Below are 19,041 nucleotides of genomic sequence, written 5' to 3'. Positions count from 1 at the left end.
CATTCGGCCATCCTGCGGTCAGCATACGTTGAGGGCTGTGGGCCTAGAGCTGCGAGCCGACCTTGAATCCCATCTTTTCTCCGGCGGGGCCGCCGTCGGGCTGGCGCGTGTAGGAGAAGCCGTCGGCACCGACGGTGACCGCCATTTCGCTCTTTTCCTCACGGATGATGACGGGCTGCGGGTTGCCGTCCAGGTCCAGGACGAGGGAGGCCTCGGTGTACCAGGACGGGACGACGGGATTGCCCCACCAGTCGCGGCGCTGGTTGTCGTGCACGTCCCAGGTGACGGTGGGGTTGTCCGGGTCACCCGTGTAGTAGTCCTGGGTGTAGATCTCGATGCGGTGCCCGTCCGGGTCCAGGATGTAGAGGTAGAAGGCGTTGGAGACGCCGTGCCGGCCGGGGCCGCGTTCGATCCGGTCGCTGATGCGCAGGGCGCCCATCTTGTCGCAGATCTGGATGATGTTGTGCTTCTCGTGCGTGGAGAACGCGATGTGATGCAGGCGCGGTCCGTTGCCGCCGGTCAGGGCGGTGTCGTGCACGGTCTGCTTGCGGTGCATCCACGCGGCGTAGGTGACGCCGTCGGAATCCTTGATGTCCTCCGAGACCCTGAAGCCCAGGTCCTCAAGGTACGCCCGGCCCCGGGGGACGTCGGGGGTGACCTGGTTGAAGTGGTCCAGGCGGACCAGTTCGCCGGCGGAATAGAGGTCGTAGCGCTGGGTCAGGCGTTCGACGTGCTCCACGTCGTAGAAGAACTCGTAGGGGAAGCCCAGCGGGTCCTCGACCCGGACGGAGTCGCCAACGCCCTTGGTGAAGCCGTCCTTGCGGCGCTCCACCCGGCAGCCGAGCTCCCGGTAGTAGGCCTCGGCGGCGTCCACTTCGGCGGGGGACTTCACCCGGTACGCGAAGGCGGCGGCCGCGGCGACGGGTCCCTTGCGCAGGACCAGGTTGTGGTGGATGAACTCCTCAAAGGAGCGCAAGTAGATGGTGTCCTCGTCTTCCTCGGTCACGTGCAGGCCCAGGAGATCCACGTAGAACTCACGGGATTTCGCAAGGTCCGTGACGACGAGTTCGAGGTAGGCGCAGCGGACGATATCCGGCGCCGGGACGGTGGGAGTGGGGACGAAGTTGGTCATGGGGTTCTCTCTTCTTTGAAAGGGGGGTCTTTGTTGAAAGTGCCACCCAACTGACTCGCAGTAAGTGTCGTTTTGGAGCCTCATAACGACAACAAGTGCGAGTTAGTTGGGTTAGGCGCCGAATTTAGGAGTATGAACAGCGCCGAGGGTGATGTGCACGGCCTGCTGGTCGGTGTAGAAATCGATCGAGCGGTAGCCGCCTTCGTGGCCCAGGCCGGAAGCCTTGACGCCGCCGAACGGCGTGCGCAGGTCCCGGACGTTATGGCTGTTGAGCCACACCATGCCGGCTTCGACGTTCTGGGCGAAGTTGTGGGCGCGGGTCAGGTTCTGGGTCCAGATGTAGGCCGCCAGGCCGTATTTGGTGTTGTTCGCGAGGGCGAGCGCTTCGTCGTCGTTCTCGAACGGGGTGATCGCGACGACGGGGCCGAAGATCTCCTCCTGGAAGATCCGCGCGTCGGGGGCGACGTCGGCGAACACCGTCGGAGCGATGTAGTTGCTGTTGTTGAGCCCTGCGGGCAGGTGTTCCGGGCGTCCGCCGCCAGCCAGCAGCCGGCCTTCGGACTTGCCGATCTCCACGTACGAGGCGACCTTGGCGTAGTGCTCGGGGTGGACGAGGGCGCCGACCTGGGTCCTGGGGTCGTGCGGGTCGCCGACGACGATGTTCTTCGCGCGGGCGGCGTACTTTTCGCAGAACTCGTCATAGATCGCGCGTTCGACGAGGATCCGGGAGCCGGCGGTGCAGCGTTCCCCGTTGAGGGAGAAGACCCCGAACAGGGCCGAATCGATCGCGGCGTCCAGGTCGGCGTCGGCGAACACGACGCACGGGGACTTGCCGCCCAGCTCCATGGACAGGCCCTTGAGGTTGGCTGCGGCGTTACGGAAGATCGTCTGGCCCGTGGTGGTCTCCCCGGTGAAGGAGATCAGCGGCACGTCCGGGTGCTTCACGAGGGCGTCGCCGGCTTCCTCGCCGAGCCCGTTGACCAGGTTGAACACGCCGTCGGGCAGGCCGGCGTCCTTGAAGATCTGGGCCCAGAGCGAGGCCGAGAGCGGGGTGAATTCGGCCGGCTTGAGGACCACGGTGTTGCCGGCGGCCAGGGCCGGGGCAAGCTTCCAGGACTCGAGCATGAACGGGGTGTTCCACGGCGTGATCAGGCCCGCGACGCCGATCGGCTTTCGGTTCACGTAGTTAATCTGGGCGCCGGGGACCTTCATGGCGTCGTCGAACTGTGCAACGATCAGGTCCGCGAAGAAACGGAAGTTCTCCGCCGCGCGCAGGGCCTGGCCCTTGGCCTGGGTGATCGGCAGGCCGGTATCGAAAGTTTCGAGTTCGGCGAGGCGCTCCTCCTGGGCTTCGACGGCGTCGGCGATCCTGTTCAAGACACGGGCACGCTCGCGCGGCTTCATCTTCGGCCACGGGCCGTTCACGAAGGCTTCGCGGGCTGCGGCGACGGCAAGGTCGATGTCTTCCTTCTGCCCGGCCGCGGCGGTGGCGTAGTTGCCGTTGGAGACCGGGTCCAGGACGTCGAAGGTCTTGCCGCTGACGGAGTCAACGAACTTGCCGTTGATGAAGTGCTGGATGTGGGTGGGAAGGTCCTTCGGGACGTAATGGGTGGTGGTTTCTGGTGCGGTGAACGTCATTGTTTCTCTTCCTTTACTTTTGGCAACGCGGGGTCACTTACGGCCCATGTTGGGCCGCTTAATGGGCGCTAAGTGACCCCGCGTTGCTTTGTGCGAGGTACGCGTCGAGGGTGGCGCTGCGGTGCCGGCGGGCGGCTTGTTCGATGGTGTCGGGGTCGGCGTTGCTTTCAATGAGCTGAAGCAGCGACTCGTGCTCTTTGACGGATTCCTGCGCACGGCCGGGGACGAAGCGGAACGTCGAGGCCCTGATCGAGGCGAGCCGGTTCCAGCCCCGATGCACGAGGTCCAGGATGTGCGGATTGGGGCAATGTTCAAAGAGCACGCTGTGGAAATCCTGGTTCAGCGCCGTGAAGCGGACCGGATCGAAATGCTCCAGGCAGTCGCGCATCTCGGCGTTCACCGCACGGGCCCGGGCGATATCCGCGGCGCCGATCAGGGGTGCGGACAACGCCGTCGCCGCTCCCTCGATGATGCTCAGGGTCTGCATCGTGTACAGGTATTCCGTGGGGTCGATCCCGGAGACCGTGGCGCCGACGTTGCGCTCGAACTTCACGAGCCCTTCGGCCTCGAGGCGGCGGATCGCCTCCCGGACCGGAACCACGCTCACACCCAGGTCCTCGGCGATCTTGGCCAGCACCAGCCGGTAACCCGGCGTGTAGATGCCCTCCACGATGCGGGCCTTCACGGCCGCATAAGCCTGCTCGGACTTGCTCCCGACGGCGGTTTCAGTCACCTTGGGCTCCTTCCCACTCCTCGTAACGGGCACGCCACTGCGCGTTCATCGGATACAAACCGTCCACGCTGTTGCCCTGCTTGACCATTTCGAAGATGAAGGATTCTTCCTTCTCCTGCTCGATGCACTCATCCACGAGTTCTTCGGCGATGGCCGGCGGGATCACCAGGATGCCGTCCGAGTCGGCCACGATGATGTCCCCGGGCTGGACCGTGGCCCCGCCGCAGGCGATGGTGATGTCGGTGTCCCAGGGGATGTGCCGGCGGCCCAGCACAGCGGGGTGCGGGTTGGCGAAGTAGGTGGGCATGTCCAGTCCTGCCACCGCGGTGTAGTCACGGACGCCGCCGTCGGTGATGATGGCCGCAGCGCCACGCATCTGGGCACGCAGCGCGAGGATGTCGCCGACCGTCCCGGTGCCCTTTTCGCCCCGGGCTTCCATGACCAGGATCTCGCCCTCGTTCACGGAGTCGATGGCACGTTTCTGGGCGTTGAAGCCTCCGCCGTGGGTCTTGAACAGGTCCTCGCGGTTGGGCACATAACGCAGCGTCCGGGCGAGCCCGACAACGCGGCGGTCCGGGCGCGTGGCCTGCAGCCCGTCGATGCTCACGTTGTTCAGCCCGCGCTTGCGCAACTGGCTGGACAACGTCGCGGTCGCGACGCTTTCGAGTTTCTTCTTCAGCTCCGGGGTCAGGACAGGCACGACGACGGCGAGGCCGGCGGCTTCGCGGGAACCGTACGCTTCCTCCCGCTGGATGTCATCGGCCTTGGGCCGGGCACCGAAGTCCGCGAACGGCGTCGTACCTTCCGTGACTGTTGTGGCCAGACGGCCGCTGCTGAGCCCGCCGGCGGTGACTTCAACCTCGACGACGTCGCCTGGCTGGGCGACCGAGGCGCCGGCCGGGGTGCCGGTCAGGATGATGTCGCCGGTTTCGAGCGTGAGGAGCTGGGAGAGATCGGCCACGAGGCGCGCGAACGGGAACAACAGGTCCTCGGTGGTGTCGTCCTGGACGAGTTCGCCGTTGTGCCAGGTGCGGATGCGCAGTTTGGAGGGGTCGACGTCGGCGGCCGGGATGAGCGCGGGGCCCACCGGGGTAAAGCCGTCGCCGCCCTTGGACCGGAGGTTGGAGCCCTTGTCCGCGTAGCGGAGGTCGTAGACGCCCAGGTCGTTGCTGGCCGTGATCCACTCAACGTGGCTCCACGCGTCCCCGGGGCCCACGCGGCGGGCAGGCTTGCCGATGACCAGCGCTATCTCGCCCTCGTACCCGAGGAGTTCACATCCGGCCGGACGTTCCACTGTCGAGCCACTGAGAGCAAGGGAAGTCGATGGCTTCAGGAAATACGACGGCTGCTCCGGCGTACGGCCACGCTGGGCCGCCCGGCTGGGGTAGTTGATATGCACCGCGATGACCTTGCGGGCCGCGGCCAGGATGTGGTCGGTGACCTTTTCCAAGATTTACTCCTCATCGAGTACGAAATCGTATACGATAACTATGACCCGGGAGCTTCGGGACGTCAACCCCTCTCACCCTTGTAACCCCCGCCACGCCTGCCGTACAGTTAGAATTCAATCCGGGGTTCAAATATAGAATTCACAGTTCCATAATTGAACAACCACACAATGAAGTGAGGAAAGCCCATGCAGTTCCACCACCACGGTTATGTATCCGGTGACCCGCGAGTCCAAGCGGCCGCCGGCGTTGGCATCGACAGGCCCGCTGATCTTCCCGACGAGGTCGACGTGCTCATCGTGGGCAGCGGCCCCGCCGGCATGCTCGCCGCCGCGCAGTTGTCCCAGTTCCCGGGCGTCACAACCCGGATCGTGGAGCGCCGCGCCGGGAGGCTCGCGATCGGCCAGGCCGACGGCATCCAGGCCCGGAGCGTTGAGACCTTCCAGGCCTTCGGATTCGCCGAGCGGATCATCGCCGAGGCGTACCGGATCACCGAGATGGCCTTCTGGAAGCCGGACCCCGCGGACCCCGCGTGCATTATCCGGACCGCCCGCGCCCTCGACGATCCGACCGGGGACATCAGCGAATTCCCGCACCTCATCGTCAACCAGGCGCGCGTGCTGGACTATTTCGCCGAGTTCATGGCGAACTCCCCTACCCGCATGACTCCCGACTACGGATACGAGTTCCGCAGCCTCGAGGTCAGCGGTGAGGGCGACTACCCCGTCACGGTTACCCTTCTCCACACCGCCGGACCCAACGAAGGCCAGGAGCGGATTGTCCAGGCCAAGTACGTCGTGGGGGCGGATGGCGCCCGGAGCAAGGTGCGGGAGTCGATCGGCTGCACGCTCGCCGGCGACCAAGCCAACCACGCCTGGGGCGTCATGGATGTCCTTGCCGTCACGGATTTCCCCGATATCCGCACGAAATGCGCCATCCAGTCCGGCACGGGCGGCAGCATCCTGCTGATCCCGCGCGAAGGCGGCCATCTCTTCCGCATGTACGTCGACCTGGGCGAGGTGGACCGGCATGACAACCGCTCCGTGCGCAGCACCACCATCGAGGAGATCATCGCCAAAGCGAACGACATCCTCCACCCCTACACGCTCGATGTGCGCAACGTCGCCTGGCACAGCGTCTACGAAGTGGGCCACCGCCTCACTGACAGGTTCGACGACGTCCTTCCGGACGAGCGCGGCACCCGCACGCCGCGCGTATTCATTACGGGCGATGCCTGCCACACCCACAGCGCAAAGGCCGGGCAAGGCATGAACGTCTCCATGCAGGACGGGTTCAACCTGGCCTGGAAGCTCGGGCACGTGCTCGAGGGCCGCAGCCCGGAGCACCTCCTGTCCACGTACTCGGCCGAGCGCCAAGTCGTTGCCAAGAACCTCATCGACTTCGACAAAGAGTGGTCCACGCTCATGGCGAAGAAGCCCGAGGAATTTGAGGACCCCACCGAGCTGGAGAACTTCTACGTGAGCACGGCAGAGTTCCCTGCCGGTTTCATGACCCATTACGCCCCCTCGCCGCTCATCGCCGGGCCCACACACCAAGGCCTGGCCACGGGATTCACCATCGGCAAGCGATTCAAGTCCGCGCCCGTGGTGCGCGTCTGCGACACCAACCCGGTGCAACTCGGCCACCAGGCCAAGGCGGACGGACGGTGGCGCATCTACGTCTTCGCGGACGCAAGCAAGGCCGGGACGGCACAAGGCGGAACGTCGCCGGTCGTCGACTTTGCCGAGTGGATCGCGAACTCGCCGGACTCGCCGCTGGCCGCAACGCCGTCGGGCGCTGACCGTGACGCGTGGTTCGACGTGAAGGTGATCTACCAGCAGGAGCACACTAGCGTCGACATCGGGGCCGTGCCGGAGGCATTCAAGCCGCAGGTCGGACCGTTCAAGCTCACGTACCTTGAGAACGTCTACGGCACCGACCCTTCCGCTGACATCTTCGAGTTGCGCGGCCTTGACCGCGGCGGCGTCGTTGTGGTAGTGCGGCCGGACCAGTACGTGGCGAACGTTTTGCCCTTGACCGCGACGGCGGAACTCGCCGCGTTCTTCGCGCCCCTCCTTCGATCGGGACGGACCGCGGCCGTGTGAGCTGTTGGGGAGGCCTGACCCGCCGAACCTGTCGAAGGGTTCATTCTGTCGGTGGCCCGTCGTAGGGTACCGGCATGGACATCATCATGGTTCCCGGATTCTGGTTGGACGCTTCTTCATGGTCGGAGGTCACGCCGCCGCTCGTTGCTGCGGGGCACACGGTTCACCCGCTCACACTGCCTGGGCTGGAGGCCGTTGACGCTCCACGGTCCGGCATCGGCCTCAGGGATCACATCGACGCCGTAGTGGCGGCTGTCGACGCTGTTGGCAATCCCGTTGTACTGGTCGGCCACTCCGGCGGAGGTGCCATCATCCACGGCGCCGTCGACGCCCGCCCGGACCGCGTGGTCCGGGCGGTGTACGTGGACAGCGGACCGCTTGGCGAGGGCGGCGTCATCAACGACGAACTGCCTGTTGAGGGCGACGCCGTGCCCTTGCCACCATGGGAGCTTTTCGAAAACGAGGACCTCGTGGACCTCAATGACGAGCTGCGGGCTGCCTTCCGCGCACGGGCCATCCCGGAACCAAAGAACGTCACCACAGATAAGCAGCGCTTGCACGATGTGCGCCGCTACGACGTCCCGGCCACCATCATCGCGTGCGAGTTCCCCTCCAGCCTGCTCGGAGAATGGATCGAATCCGGCCATCCCTTCGTGGCCGAGCTCGCGCGCATCAACGACGTCGAATTCATGGATCTGCCGACCGGTCACTGGCCCCAGTTCACCAAACCGATCGAACTCGGAAAAGCCATTCTTGCGGCGGTTGAGCGGACGGGCTAGGGCTGATTCGATCCAGTCGATCGCCTCGTGGGAGAAGTAGAACCCCGAAGGCCCGATGTGGCTGACGCAGCCTGGATGGCGGCGCCGACGATGCCGGCGTCGTTCCTGAGCTTCGCGGGAACGACGGGGGTCCTCAGGTTGAGGTGAGGCAGGTATTCGTCGGCTCGTTGGGAAATGCCTCCGCCCACAATGATGAGTTCAGGCGAGAACATGAACTCAAGTTCAGAAAGGTAACGTTGCAAGCGGACGCTGTATTCTTGCCAGCCCAATCCGTCACGTTCACGGGCGACGGCGGATGCCCTGGTTTCAGCGTCGTGACCGTCGATGGAAATGTGACCGAGCTCGACATTGGGCACTACGTTTCCGTCAAAAATCAGGGCTGATCCGATCCCGGTTCCTAGGGTAATGACCAAAACCGTGCCGCACGTTCCCTTTCCGGCGCCGTAGCGGGCTTCCGCGAGACCTGCGGCGTCGGCGTCGTTCAGGACGGCGACCGGTCGCCGAATGCGATCGGAGAAATGGGTGCCGATGTCGAAATCGATGAAGGTCCTGTCCATGTTTGCCGCTGATCGGGACGTGCCGTGCTGGACGATGCCCGGAAAGGTTACGCCAACGGTTGAATCACGTCCTGCTTCGCTTCCTGCGGTGAGCTCGTCCACGAGCTGCCGAACAACATCGCCGACGGATTCCGGATCAGCCGGTTGGGGCGTGGCTAGACGAACGCAGCCCCACAGGATCTCACCCTTTTCAAGGTTGACGATCCCGCCCTTGACGCCGGTTCCACCGATGTCAACGCCGATGAAATGGCCGGCACTTGTCATGTTTATAGACATATCGTTCCGATTCTTTGATCTGTTTAAGGGCGGCAGCTTTGTTGTCGCTGCTGCCCCTAATGGTCGTCAAGGCCTGCTGTGGCAGCTATCGACCTTGCGCGGGTCGCGTTCGATGACGGGTTCGAGGACTTCATCGATCTCTTTCAGGAGTGCGTCCTCCAGCGTGAGCCCGGCGGCCTTGGCGTTTTCCTTGATCTGCTCTGGTTTGGAGGCTCCGACGATGGCAGCAGATACATTCGGGTTCTGAAGCACCCACGCCAGACAGAGGGTACTAAGCGGAATCCCTGCGCTTGCTGCCAGGGGCTCAAGGCGCTGGACCCTGGCGAGAACGTCATCGCCCAGCCACTTACCCATCGTGTCTTTGCCTCCGTTTTGGTCGGTGGCGCGGGAACCGGCGGGGGCGCCCATTCCTGGTGAATATTTGCCCGTCAGTACTCCTTGGGCAAGGGGTGACCAGACAAGCTGGCTCATCCCGAGCTCTTCGCTGGCCGGGATGATTTCTGCTTCAACAACCCTCCATAGCATGTTGTACTGAGGTTGGTTGGAGACCAGCCCGACGTTGAGTTCCTTAGCCAAGGCAGCTGCTGACCGGATCTCATCCGCTGTCCATTCGGAGACGCCGATGTAGTGGGCTTTGCCGGCACGCACGACGTCGGCGAAAGCCTGCATCGTTTCCTCGAGGGGCGTTTCGTAGTCGAATCGGTGGGCCTGGTAAAGGTCTACGTAGTCTGTTTTGAGCCGGTGGAGGCTTCCATCGATGGCTTCCATGATGTGTTTCCGGGAGAGTCCGCGATCGTTCTTTCCCGACCCCGTGGGGAAATATACCTTGGTGAAGATCTCCACGCTTTCGCGCCGGACTCCGGCAAGCGCCGAGCCGAGTGCGGCTTCTGCGCGTGTCTCCGCGTATGCGTCTGCGGTGTCGAAAGTGCTGATGCCGGCGTCCAGGGCAGCATGTACGCATTGTCTTGCCAAGTCGTCATCAATCTGCGATCCGTGGGTCAGCCAGTTGCCGTAGGCGATCTCGCTGACATACATGCCGCTTCGGCCAAGTTTCCTGTATTCCAAGGACTTCCTTCGAGTTGGGTGTCCGGGGCGGATCCCGGCGAGTGTTCGCCCCTTCCGCGTCGAGGAACCATCATAATTCCCCAACGCGGAAGGGCTGACCGTCGGGTCTTGTTAGGCGGTCGGGGTGAAAATGTCCTTCATTTCGTCCCAGGCTTCCGCCCTGACGAAGACGGGAACGCGGTTCAACGGCGCAGGTACCTCGACGGTTCGCTGGCCGGCGTATATTTCTCCCGTCCAGGCATCGACCCAGTTGCCGCCCGGGAGGTAAGCCGTCCAGCTGCGGACTCCCTCGTCGACGACGGGAGATACAAGAAGGTCTTCGCCGAGCATCCATTGCAGTGGATGCTTCCATACCTCCTGGTCTTCGATGTGGTCGAAGTACAGCGGGCGCATGAGGGGGGCTCCGGTGTCGATAGCCCTGCGGGCCTGCTCTGCCAGGTAGGGCACGAGGCGTTCGCGCAGTTCGACGAGTTCCCGGAACACAGGGATGACAGTCTCATCCCCCGTCCGATCCTGAATGTTCCACGGAGTGCGATCCCTCGATGGCTTCCGGTGATGGTTGAACTCGGAGTGGTACTGCATGATGGGCACGAAAACCGCTGCTGCAGCCGACCGCAGGTATAGTTCCGAGGTCGGGACATCGCCTGAGAAGCCGGCGAAGTCCCAGCCCCAATACAAGACTCCGCTTGCTGACGCGGAGAGTCCGGCAAACAGGGACCAACGGAATGCGTCCCAAGTGGAATTCTCATCCCCGGCCCAGAAGGCTCCGTGGGCCTGGGAACCGGTGAACCCGGCGCGGCTGAAGGTGACGGGCGCCTTTCCTGCGGATTCAAGAAGGTCACCGTAGGCCTTGGCGTATGCGACCGGGAAGAGGTTGTTTCCTTCGTCTCCGCGCATTCCGTTCAGATACTGGAGTTCTTCGCCCCAGGCGTGTTCTCCGCCGTCGGTCTTGAACCCGTCGATGCCGATTTCTTCGACGAGGTAGCGTCGCTTCTCGGTCCACCATCGGGCGGCTTCCGGGTCGGTCAGGTCCGGCATCAGGCTGAGCGGGAACCACCATCCCCGGTTACGGTAGGGGCGCAGGCTGCCGTCCGGGGCCTCCTCCCGGATGAGCCGCCCCTCACGAACCGCAGCTTCAGCGTCGAAACGTGCTTGGCCATGTGGGTGCGGCCGCATTTTGATAAGAGGAATTTGCCACAAAACCACCCGGATGTCCCGGGAGTGAAGGCTATCAACCATGGCCTTCGGATCCGGCCAGGCACCATGATCCGGGAAGGTGAAGTCGCCGAGGCGGTGCGGTGAACCGTCGCGATTTGGTTCGTATTCTGCGTCGCGGAATGCCGTGAATGTAGACTCGTCGCTCCAGGCTTCGATGACGACGGACCCAACGGGAATACCTGTTTCCCTATGTAGATCCATCTGTCGCATGACCTCGGACTGGGTATTCCATTCGTTGCCGCTGGCCCAGAGCTTGAACACCCAGGCCGGAAGCTCCTTGGCGCTGCCGGCGACGGACAGGAAGGACTTCAGGACCGTCGTGGGCGTTCCTTCGAAGAACCTCAGGTTCAGAAGAGTGTCCCCGTTCAGGGGTTCTGGGCCGACTTCGGCTTCGATGACGAGGCGGTGTTCGTCGGAGGCACCGATGTCGTACCACGTGCGTCGGGAGGTTTCGACGTGAAATCCCCAGCCGTCTCCGCCTACTACATGGGCAAAGGGCATCGGCAGGTAGGTCTTCCGGTTCGCTCCTTGGCTCTTGTATTGCTCGAAGACGACCGCGTCCAGCTTGGTCCCGCGGTGGTCAAGGGCATCAAAGCGTTCTCCGAAGCCGGTGACACGCTCGTTAAGGGCCAACGGGAGAGCGAAACGAACACGCAAGGGCCGGACACCATCATGTAACACCTCGACGGAGTCGGCGATGACGCGGTCTGGTCCAATGATCTTTAGGGCCTGGCTGGCGGGAGCCCAGGTGGCGGCGCTGTAGTTGAACCACCGCGTCTTTTCCGTCCCGCCGTTCCGGGTCTGCGCCGTGAAACGGTACTTGTATGTTGTCTGGGGCTCCGCCGGCGCGAGGGTTACCTGCCAGCCGCTAGCTGAACGGGCGAGTTTGGCCTGGGCCGATGCCAGGTGGCCGCCATCGATGACCTGTCCGCGCGATGCCGCCGGTACACGTTGGAGGGTTTCGGTCAATTGCGTGACAGCGCCGCTGCGACGGGTGACTTCGAGTTCGCAGATCACGTCGGTCAGTTCCGGCGAGGTTCGTACGCCGAGGATGACGGGCTCCCCTGCGACGGGATGGGACGGGCTGCGCTGATCGGTGTCGGCGACGTAGGGGTGGCCGGAGCCGAATGGTTTGTGGCGGATCATTTAGCGTTCTCTTTCGCTGCTGGAGCCGGAGTCGGATCGGCGGTGTCGTAGGGGACGCCGAGGGCGATGGCGAGGCGGATGAACATGGCGTGGCTCCACAGCAGCGGGTTTGCAGAGGAACCCCAGCGCTCGTTCCAAGGTTGAAGATGATCGGGGTCAAGAAGGTGATGGTCAACCTGTTCGGGAAGTTCGTCGTTCGCGCCGGCGGTCGAGGCGGCCCATTCGAGGAGCTCGTGGGCTCTGGTTCGGTTTCCGGCAGCGGCCTGGGCCAGGCCGAGGAAGCAACTAAGTAAGGGCCATTGGCCGCCGCCGTAGTAGGTGTCGGCAAGATACCGGTGAACGCCGTTGTCGACGGTGAGCTGCTCTTCGATGACCGCGATGGTCCCTGCGCTCAGGGGACTGTGCGGGGGCAGGAAGTTCATCGGAGCAATCAGCGAGAGGAGGCTGGCGTCTACCGTGTCTGTTCCCAGCCATTTCGTCAGATGGATGTCCTGGACACCTTCGTCTTGGACTCGTCGGCGGATCTGGTCCGCGATCGAGGTGGCCTGTTCTGAGAGTGACTCCTCGATCAGCCCGGTTCGGGCGATGCTGGCCAATCCGGAGGCGACGCAACCCAAAGTGCTCACGTGCACGTGTTGGGCCGACTCTTCCCACCAGTCATAGCAGGGCCGTTCCCAGGAGGCCGATAGGTAGTCGATGGTGAGAGCCATGGCCTCGGTCCAGCGTTCCAGTGGCCGGTCATGGCGGGCGCTGTGTTCAGCCAGGGCCCAAAGCCAGGTGCCGTATCCGTCGAGCTGGAAATCCCACCAGTCGTCGTTTCCTTCGGCTCCGTCGAGAGTGAAACGCGTGGGCAGCATTTGGTCACCGGCCACCGGCCTGCCGGCGAGGCTTTCAGCCACGATATGGCGGATCCTTCCGGCGCGGGAAGTCAAGGCATTCGAGCACCAGTCGAAGAACAGTTCGGCGGATTCGATGTGTCCGGCGGCGGACATGGCGTCAGCGATGTACGAGCCGTCGCGGAACCAGCAGTACCCGGCGTAGGCGGAAAACGAGGGGCTTGCCGGGTAGGCGCCCCCGGAGGTCTGCTGTTCCAGGATGAGCCGGATGCCGGCTTCGACTATCGAACGGACCGCGGGATCTCCGTTGCGCATTACCGTTGAACCTTGCATTGTCATTGGCTTCTCTTTCAGATGGTGAGCGGGTCGCGGTGCCGGCAGCTCACGGTGTTACCGCGGCCCGCTCACCGGCTTTGTTCGGACTGTGCCCGGTTTACTTCAGCAGAGCGTTGATTTGGTCCGCGGCGCCCTTCAGGGCATCGGCCGCGCTGGAGCGTTTCGCTTCGACTTCGCCAAGAGCGTTGGTGATGATGTCGACCATTTTTTGCTGGTTGTCGCCGATGACCGGCGGGAGGGCGACGTTGTCAAGGGCGTCGAAGATGGCCTTGCGGTTTGCCGGCTTGTCCTTTGCGAGATAGGGCTTCAGGACTGAGTCATCGGAGGTGGCGGGGAGTTCCCATGCTGCGCTGATGCGGGTCTGTGCCATGACGTCTGAGCTGGTCATGTATTCGGCCCATTTCTGGGCTGCGGCCTTGTTCTTGGAGTTGGCGGATACCCCAATGGCGTTGGAGAACTCCGCGCTTGCCTTCTGTGTGTCTCCGGGTTCGACGACGATGTCCCAGCTCTTGGGTGAACCGGCGAAACTGCTGGCCACCCAGATGCCGCTGTGGAGCATGCCAAGTTTGCCGTCTTTGAACAGTTTCGTGTCGAAGTCCGGGGTTCCGGCGCCTTGCGCGGGTGTAGGCATGGTCGTTCCGCTCTTACCTGCCAGCCATTCGGCAGCTTTGATGCCCTGGGGCGAGTTGAAGGCGACCGATTTGCCGTCGTCGTTGAGGAATTTGCCGCCGGTTTGGGCCAGTGCTTTGTAGAACTCGTAGAAGCTCACGCTCTGGTAGTCCCCGTAGACACCCGCGGCGCTGTCCGTGATTTTCTTTGCAGCAGCCGTTTCATCAGCCCATGTCCAGCTGGACGTGGGGTAGGCGACCTTGGCAGCGTCGAAGAGCGCCTTGTTGTAGTAGAGGACAACGTCGGAGAAGGAACTGGGCAGCGCGTACTGCTTGCCGTCTGACTGGTAGGACTGCAGCAGGGACTGCTTGTACTTGGAACCGTCGACTCCGTCGAGGGGAGCGACAGCCCCACTGGCCACGTAGGAGCGCAGGTTCGCGTATTCGATATCGAAAGTATCGGCTTGGGTCCCAGCGGCCAGGTCTGTCTGGAGTGCCGTCGCGTAGTCCTTGTAAGGCAAGGTGGTGACCTGGACGGTGATGTTCGGGTTGGCCTTCTCGAAGGCCTGGACAATGGTGTCCAGATTCTTCTCGTTGCCTCCGTTCGAGATGAAGTTTGAGTATTTGATGGTTACTTTTTCGGTGCTTGAAACATTTGAGCTTGCCGCCGATCCACAGCCTGACATGGCCAGGATTGCGGTGAGAGCGAGACCCAGCGATGCCAGGGGTTTCTTGTTCATGTGTATCTCCATTGATAGGTGAGGAAACTGGCCGATCCGGTCTATTTGAGTCCGGTGCCCGCAACCCCTTGGATGATGTACTTCTGGGTGAAGATATAGAGGGCAAGCATTGGAAGGACGCTGACCACAGATCCGGCCATCACGATGTCCCACTGGGTTGTGTACTGGCCTTGCAGTCCCGCCAACGCCACGGGAAGGGTTTTCATTGCGGGGGTGCGCAGGATAATCAGCGGCCAAAGGAAGCTGTTCCAGCTATTCAGGAACGCGAACACCGTCAGTGTCGCCAGCGCCGGACGGACCAGGGGAAGCACAATGAGGCCGAAGATCCGGAAGTGGCCAGCACCATCCAATGTCGCGGCCTGATCCAGGTCCTGCGGCACAGAATTCATTGCCTGCCGCAGGAGGAACACTCCGAAGGCGCTGGCGATCCCCGGCATCAATACGCCGAGATAGGTATCGATAAGGCCCAGGCTTTTCATCTCGACAAACAACGGGACGACCAGCACCTGCATCGGGATCATCATGGTGGCCAGATACACGGCGAACACCGCATTTCGCCCCTTGAACGGCATCCGGGAAAAGACATAGGCGGCCAGTGAGCTGGTGACAAGCTGGAACACCGCGGTGAGGATGGCAAGGATCAGGCTGTTAAGGACGATCTGGGCAAACGGGAGCCGTTGGAGCAACTGAGCGTAGGCGGACAGTGAAGGATTCTCCGGGATAAGTTGCGGTGTCGCGGAGAGGCCTGCGCCGGGGCTGATGGACGTTACGAACGCCCAAAGAAAAGGGAAGACCATCATGAGGGCGCCAACGAGGACGAGGATGTTCAGGGTGATCGAGGGACGCTGCTTACGCATAGTGCACCCATTTCTTTTGACCGCGCACCTGAATCAGAGTGATGACCAGGATGAAAAGGAACAGTAGCCATGACAGAGCCGATGCTTCGCCGGCCCTGCCGTAGCGGAACGTGAGGTCGTAAATCTGCTCGACCACGACCTGGGAAGAGTTGTTGGGGCCGCCTCCGGTCATGGCATAGACCTGGTCAAAGACCTGGAATCCGTTGATCAGCGACAACACAACGACAAAGAATGTCGAGGGGGAAAGCATGGGAAGCGTAATGCTGAACAGCCGCCTCCACCGGCCGGCGCCGTCGACAGTCGCGGCTTCATAAAGGTCCTCCGGAATGGCTTGGAGGCCGGCGAGCAGAATCACCATGACAAAGCCAAGGTCCTTCCACGCCGAAGCCACGATGATCGAAGGCATGGACCATGCCGGATCTGTCCACCATCCCGGCCCTGTCACGCCGATGAGTCCAAGCAGCCAGTTGACGATTCCCGTGCTGGGATTCAGTAGCCAACGCCAGACGAGTGCAACGACGATCCAGCTGGTCACCACGGGGAGGAAGTAAAGGCCGCGCATCATGCTGCGTCCCCTGATCCGGGAATTGAGGGCAAGCGCTATGGCCAGCCCGCCGATGTACACAAGCGGCAGGTATCCGACGATGTAGTAGATGGTGTGCAGGAAGGCGCCCTGCGTGCCGGGGTCGCCGATGAGCTTGCCGTAGTTCCCAAGGCCAACCCATTTCATCGGACCGACTAGATTCCATTGGTTCAGGCTGATCCAGAACGCGGAAAACATGGGAATGATGGTGAAGAACAACAGTGGCAACGCGCTCGGCATGAGGAAAACGGCGACAGTCAGCCCGTATCTGAGACGATTGCCGGTTGCTTTACGCCGAATCCCGGGTCCTCGGTAGCGCTTCGTTGTTGCCGTGGGTCCGGGGCTGCCGGACCTCGAGTCTTGCAGAGCGGTCACAATCCTCCTACCTCCGCCGGTACGTGGGTGAGCCGGGCACGAACCCGTCTCCCCTGCTCACCTGAACTTTCTTCGCTGTAGAAGGGCGCAGACGCCACGAGCGCGGCGGCTCCGCGGGCCCAGGCCTCGTCGTCCCAGGACTCGACGATCACGGGGATGCTCCGGCGGTCTGCCGTCAGGGCACCCCGGAATGATCGTTCGAATCCTGCTGCCCAGTGGCGCCATCCACGGGTTCCTTCCCCGCTGACGATCACAATCTCCGGATCCAGGATCTGCACGAGACCAGCGACGATTCGCCCCAGCGGCTGACCGGCTCCCCTGAAAATATCTTGGGCGAGGGGGTCACCGTCGTTTGCGCGCTCTTGCAGATCTGCCATGGTCTCTGATGACGAAATGATTCCGGATTGCCGCGCATTCGCGACGAGTGTCTTTTCCCCAATCAGGGCCTCGATGCATCCGTGGTTACCGCAGGTGCAAAGAGGTCCATCCGCAACTGCGGGTATGTGACCGATTTCGCCGGCACCGCCTCTGCTGCCGCGCACGACCGCACCGCCGGTGACAAACCCCGCGCCGACGCCTTCGCCGATCGTCACAACCAGAAACTCGGCATGCTCGCGGCCTGACCCATAGAGCCGTTCGGCTACAGCGAGGGCGTTGACATTGTTCTCCACCAGGACCGGAACATGGAGTTCCCGGCTCAGAACCGCTCCAAGCGGTACCTGCCGCCACCCCAGGAGGCTTGAATCAACAACACCACTACCTTGCCCATCCACCGATCCGGGAACACCGACGCCTATTCCCAGGAGGGGGGTGACACGATCTTCGCCAACGAATGAATGGACCAGTGAGACGACGTCGGAAAGCGATGTGATCGAGGAAGCGTCGTATGCCCTATTGCCGGACCGGACTACATGCCCGCTAAGTTCCGTTTCAACGAAGGCAACATGATCCTTCGAGATCTTCATACCCACCACGCGCCCTGCAGCGGTGGCAAGGCCCAGCATCCGTGCAGGACGACCGCCGCTGGAGGGAGACATTGACAGCTCCCTCACGAGGCCGTCCGCGATGAGCTCTTTGATGAGCTGGGTCATAAGAGCCGGGGAGACTCCAAGTGCCCTTGCCAAGTCAGCCCGGGACGCACCACCGGAGGTACCAAGAAATGCCAGGATCGCAGACCGCGTAACGTCAGCGTTGCCGCTCGGCCGAACCATTGTATTCTCCTTTATTTACGACTAAATGAAGATTAGAACTATGACGCACCTCACGTCAAGGGGTCTCTTATGCTCAAAGGCTGCCTCCTGGTCCGAGCAGAAAATTCCTCTTGCGGAGCAGCCCGCTCTCCCCTAGCGTTTGTTCGGCGACTTAATTTAGTTACTTCGGAAAGGTTGGGTGCGCTGTGAGGATCGACCGTGCGGGCAACAAAGGGCTGATCAGGGAGATCAACGAGGCCCTCGTGCTCGCCGAGCTGCGCGGCGAGTCGCTCCATTCCCGCGCGGACATCGCCCGGAGTACCGGACTCAGCGGCCCGACGGTCACTGCCATCACGTCACGGCTCATAGACCGAGGCCTCGTCGAAGAGCGGGCCACCGGCGCATCGGCGGGAGGGCGGCCACCAGTGCTCCTTGGCCTGCGTCAACGCGCCGGCTACGTCGTCGGCATCAAACTGACCGAGAACCGGGCCATCGGCGTCCTGACGGACCTGGACGCCAACGTCGTGGCCCGAGCCGACGCCGCCCTGGCGCTACCGACGCCCGGCGCGGTAGTGGCAGGCATCGTCAGCACAGTCGAGGCGCTTGCTCCCGCCGGCCATGGCCGGATCCTCGGCGTTGGGCTGGGCATGGGCGGGGTGATCGACCGGGATGAGGGAAGTGTGCGCCACGCCACATACTTCGATTGGCACAACGAACCGCTCGCCAAACGGCTCTCAGATGCGATCGGGTTGCCGGTTCTCATCGACAACGACGTCAACGCCTTGGTGGCGAGCGAGCAGAGCTGGGGGGCCGGGCGGGGCGTGAAGAACTTCGCCGTCGTGACCATAGGACGCGGCGTCGGCATGGGCATGGTGCTCGACGGGCGCCTGTTCCGTGGCAGCCGCGGAGGTGCCGGCGAGCTCGGCCACATGAAGGTGGTGCCCGAAGGCCCGGAGTGCGAGTGCGGTGGCCGCGGCTGTCTGGAGGCCGTGATCGGCGAGCCGGCCCTCCTGGGATCCCTCGCGGGTGAGCTGGGACGGCGCGTCTCGGTCGACGAGGCCGGCACGATGGCCCGGGACGGGGACCAGCGTGCAGCACGGGTCTTCGCCGAGGCCGGCCAACATCTGGGGCGGGCTGTCGGCAACGTCGTGAACATCCTGAACCCTGACCGGCTCCTCCTGGCCGGCGAAGGTACGCATAATCTCGACCTCATCATGCCTGCGTTCCGCCGCGCTCTCAACGAGACCGTTTTTGACGGACTGCAGGACGGACTCTCGATCCACGCCGAGGCGTGGGACGACGAGGCCTGGGCACGCGGAGCCGCAAGCCTCCTGCTCAACGAGCTGTTCGAACCCAACCTCCGCTTGAACAGCGACGAGCCGACCCTCATCGGCCGCTCCGCTGGGTGAGCTTCACTCT

15 protein-coding genes are annotated in these 19,041 nt (G+C 63.1%); 3 read left to right on the top strand and 12 right to left on the bottom strand.

Features of this window, described 5'->3' with window-relative positions; all coding sequences use genetic code 11:
• Positions 1-43: 43 nt before the first annotated feature.
• From hpaD to ABD742_RS23495, 4 genes are all read right to left on the bottom strand, one after another.
• On the bottom strand, positions 44-1,132 hold the full coding sequence (gene hpaD / locus ABD742_RS23510; protein ID WP_234751757.1) for a 3,4-dihydroxyphenylacetate 2,3-dioxygenase: 1,089 nt from the start codon (positions 1,130-1,132) through the stop codon (positions 44-46).
• A 111-nt stretch (positions 1,133-1,243) separates the two neighbouring features.
• Positions 1,244-2,770 (bottom strand): 5-carboxymethyl-2-hydroxymuconate semialdehyde dehydrogenase, encoded by a 1,527-nt coding sequence (hpaE, locus tag ABD742_RS23505; protein ID WP_234751754.1) that lies wholly within the window; start codon positions 2,768-2,770, stop codon positions 1,244-1,246.
• Positions 2,771-2,828: 58 nt separating this feature from the next.
• On the bottom strand, positions 2,829-3,503 hold the full coding sequence (locus tag ABD742_RS23500) for a GntR family transcriptional regulator (protein WP_234751752.1): 675 nt from the start codon (positions 3,501-3,503) through the stop codon (positions 2,829-2,831).
• A complete protein-coding gene (locus tag ABD742_RS23495) occupies positions 3,496-4,953 on the bottom strand; it encodes a fumarylacetoacetate hydrolase family protein (RefSeq protein WP_234751750.1) in 1,458 nt (485 codons plus the stop codon). The genes ABD742_RS23500 and ABD742_RS23495 overlap by 8 nt, the downstream gene beginning before the upstream one ends.
• Positions 4,954-5,139: 186 nt before the next feature.
• Between ABD742_RS23495 and ABD742_RS23490 the strand changes: the two genes are divergently transcribed.
• Together ABD742_RS23490 and ABD742_RS23485 are read left to right on the top strand one after the other, a co-directional pair.
• Positions 5,140-7,056 carry an FAD-binding monooxygenase gene (locus ABD742_RS23490; protein ID WP_234751748.1) on the top strand — a complete coding sequence of 639 codons (1,917 nt, stop codon included), beginning with the start codon at positions 5,140-5,142 and terminating at the stop codon, positions 7,054-7,056.
• 74 nt (positions 7,057-7,130) lie between these two features.
• A complete protein-coding gene (locus ABD742_RS23485; protein ID WP_234751746.1) occupies positions 7,131-7,835 on the top strand; it encodes an alpha/beta fold hydrolase in 705 nt (234 codons plus the stop codon).
• Here the strand turns inward: ABD742_RS23485 and ppgK are convergent.
• The 8 genes from ppgK to ABD742_RS23445 all read right to left on the bottom strand — a co-directional run bounded on the left by ppgK (position 7,832) and on the right by ABD742_RS23445 (position 17,643).
• Entirely contained in the window at positions 7,832-8,668 is an 837-nt protein-coding gene (ppgK, locus tag ABD742_RS23480; protein ID WP_344789203.1) for a polyphosphate--glucose phosphotransferase, read from the bottom strand. The two genes, ABD742_RS23485 and ppgK, sit on opposite strands and share 4 nt — an antisense overlap.
• A 66-nt stretch (positions 8,669-8,734) precedes the next feature.
• The gene (locus ABD742_RS23475; protein WP_234751743.1) at positions 8,735-9,733 is read right to left on the bottom strand and encodes an aldo/keto reductase family protein; all 999 of its coding nucleotides are present in this window, start codon (positions 9,731-9,733) and stop codon (positions 8,735-8,737) included.
• Between the two features lie 111 nt (positions 9,734-9,844).
• Positions 9,845-12,097: a glycoside hydrolase family 31 protein gene (locus ABD742_RS23470; protein WP_234751741.1), complete on the bottom strand. Its 2,253-nt coding sequence runs from the start codon at positions 12,095-12,097 to the stop codon at positions 9,845-9,847.
• Positions 12,094-13,272 (bottom strand): glycoside hydrolase family 15 protein, encoded by a 1,179-nt coding sequence (locus ABD742_RS23465; RefSeq protein ID WP_344789201.1) that lies wholly within the window; start codon positions 13,270-13,272, stop codon positions 12,094-12,096. The genes ABD742_RS23470 and ABD742_RS23465 overlap by 4 nt, the downstream gene beginning before the upstream one ends.
• A 94-nt stretch (positions 13,273-13,366) precedes the next feature.
• Positions 13,367-14,617 (bottom strand): ABC transporter substrate-binding protein, encoded by a 1,251-nt coding sequence (locus ABD742_RS23460; RefSeq protein ID WP_234751737.1) that lies wholly within the window; start codon positions 14,615-14,617, stop codon positions 13,367-13,369.
• Between the two features lie 41 nt (positions 14,618-14,658).
• The gene (locus ABD742_RS23455; protein WP_234751734.1) at positions 14,659-15,474 is read right to left on the bottom strand and encodes a carbohydrate ABC transporter permease; all 816 of its coding nucleotides are present in this window, start codon (positions 15,472-15,474) and stop codon (positions 14,659-14,661) included.
• Positions 15,467-16,432, bottom strand: coding sequence for a carbohydrate ABC transporter permease (locus tag ABD742_RS23450; RefSeq protein WP_234751731.1), 966 nt, complete (start codon positions 16,430-16,432; stop codon positions 15,467-15,469). The genes ABD742_RS23455 and ABD742_RS23450 overlap by 8 nt, the downstream gene beginning before the upstream one ends.
• Positions 16,429-17,643, bottom strand: a complete 1,215-nt coding sequence (locus ABD742_RS23445) for an ROK family transcriptional regulator (protein ID WP_234751729.1) — start codon at positions 17,641-17,643, stop codon at positions 16,429-16,431. The genes ABD742_RS23450 and ABD742_RS23445 overlap by 4 nt, the downstream gene beginning before the upstream one ends.
• A 185-nt stretch (positions 17,644-17,828) precedes the next feature.
• Here ABD742_RS23445 and ABD742_RS23440 point away from each other — a divergent pair, with 185 nt between their 5' ends.
• A complete protein-coding gene (locus tag ABD742_RS23440; RefSeq protein WP_234751725.1) occupies positions 17,829-19,031 on the top strand; it encodes an ROK family transcriptional regulator in 1,203 nt (400 codons plus the stop codon).
• Positions 19,032-19,041: the final 10 nt, after the last annotated feature.

The sequence above is a fragment of the Arthrobacter ramosus genome (assembly GCF_039535095.1).
Taxonomy (GTDB): domain Bacteria; phylum Actinomycetota; class Actinomycetes; order Actinomycetales; family Micrococcaceae; genus Arthrobacter; species Arthrobacter ramosus.
The sequence above is the reverse complement of the archived record's forward strand: the minus strand, read 5'-3'. Positions and strand labels throughout refer to the sequence as shown.

Coding starts and splice junctions, on each gene's coding strand:
- hpaD (WP_234751757.1), bottom strand. CDS start 1,132: ATGACCAACTTCGTCCCCACTCCCACCGTCCCGGCGCCGGATATCGTC.
- hpaE (WP_234751754.1), bottom strand. CDS start 2,770: ATGACGTTCACCGCACCAGAAACCACCACCCATTACGTCCCGAAGGAC.
- ABD742_RS23490 (WP_234751748.1), top strand. CDS start 5,140: ATGCAGTTCCACCACCACGGTTATGTATCCGGTGACCCGCGAGTCCAA.
- ABD742_RS23485 (WP_234751746.1), top strand. CDS start 7,131: ATGGACATCATCATGGTTCCCGGATTCTGGTTGGACGCTTCTTCATGG.
- ppgK (WP_344789203.1), bottom strand. CDS start 8,668: ATGTCTATAAACATGACAAGTGCCGGCCATTTCATCGGCGTTGACATC.
- ABD742_RS23470 (WP_234751741.1), bottom strand. CDS start 12,097: ATGATCCGCCACAAACCATTCGGCTCCGGCCACCCCTACGTCGCCGAC.
- ABD742_RS23465 (WP_344789201.1), bottom strand. CDS start 13,272: ATGACAATGCAAGGTTCAACGGTAATGCGCAACGGAGATCCCGCGGTC.
- ABD742_RS23460 (WP_234751737.1), bottom strand. CDS start 14,617: ATGAACAAGAAACCCCTGGCATCGCTGGGTCTCGCTCTCACCGCAATC.
- ABD742_RS23455 (WP_234751734.1), bottom strand. CDS start 15,474: ATGCGTAAGCAGCGTCCCTCGATCACCCTGAACATCCTCGTCCTCGTT.
- ABD742_RS23445 (WP_234751729.1), bottom strand. CDS start 17,643: ATGGTTCGGCCGAGCGGCAACGCTGACGTTACGCGGTCTGCGATCCTG.